The sequence below is a fragment of the Leucobacter sp. M11 genome (assembly GCF_035726885.1).
Taxonomy (GTDB): domain Bacteria; phylum Actinomycetota; class Actinomycetes; order Actinomycetales; family Microbacteriaceae; genus JAPFRB01.
The window spans coordinates 152,676-153,747 of record NZ_JAPFRB010000005.1; the positions used below are offsets into that span (position 1 = coordinate 152,676).

The following is a 1,072-nucleotide window of genomic DNA, read 5'->3' on the forward strand; positions in this document are numbered from 1 at the left end:
GGGCGGCCAGAAGAAGCAGCGCTCCACCGTTGCCGACGAGCCCCTCCCGACCGGCGCGATTGTCATCTCCGGGCGGGACGACGAGGACGAGGTCCCCACGACCTCCACGCTGATCCCGGGCGCGACCGCGGACCCCGTCAAGGACTACCTGAAGCAGATCGGGAAGGTCGCCCTGCTGAACGCCGCGGAGGAGGTCGAGCTCGCCATGCGCATCGAGGCGGGCCTCTTCGCCGAGGACAAGCTGGCGAACTCCACGGACCTGAGCAAGCAGCTCACCCGCGAGCTGAAGTGGGTTGCCCGTGACGGGCAGCGCGCGAAGAGCCACCTGCTGGGCGCAAACCTCCGCCTCGTGGTCTCGCTCGCGAAGCGCTACACCGGGCGCGGAATGCAGTTCCTGGACCTGATCCAGGAGGGCAACCTCGGCCTCATCCGCGCCGTCGAGAAGTTCGACTACACCAAGGGCTTTAAGTTCTCGACCTACGCCACCTGGTGGATCCGGCAGGCGATTACCCGCGCGATGGCGGACCAGGCCCGCACCATCCGTATCCCGGTGCACATGGTCGAGGTCATCAACAAGTTGGCCCGCGTGCAGCGGCAGATGCTCCAGGACCTGGGCCGCGAGCCCACCCCCGACGAGCTGAGCCGCGAGCTCGACATGACCCCGGAAAAGGTCGTCGAGGTCCAGAAGTACGGCCGCGAGCCCATCTCGCTGCACACGCCCCTCGGCGAGGACGGCGACAGCGAGTTCGGTGACCTCATCGAGGACACCGAGGCGGTCGTGCCCGCCGACGCGGTGGGGTTCACGATGTTGCAGCAGCAGCTCGAGTCCCTGCTCGACTCCCTCTCCGAGCGCGAGGCCGGGGTCATCCGGATGCGCTTTGGTCTGGGCGACGGCATGCCGAAGACGCTCGACCAGATCGGCGACACCTTCGGGGTGACCCGCGAGCGGATCCGTCAGATCGAGTCGAAGACGATGGCGAAGCTGCGCCACCCGTCCCGCTCGCAGTCGCTGCGGGACTACCTCGAGTAACGAGTCACCAGCACTCCGCGCATCGCGTCATTCGATGCAGCA

1 protein-coding gene is annotated in these 1,072 nt (G+C 67.4%); it reads left to right on the forward strand.

Annotation, left to right across the window (positions count from 1 at the left end):
* Positions 1-1,030, forward strand: a 1,030-nt coding sequence (locus OOT08_RS16060; RefSeq protein WP_325093831.1) for an RNA polymerase sigma factor, incomplete at its 5' end; no start/stop codon positions are given.
* Positions 1,031-1,072: the final 42 nt, after the last annotated feature.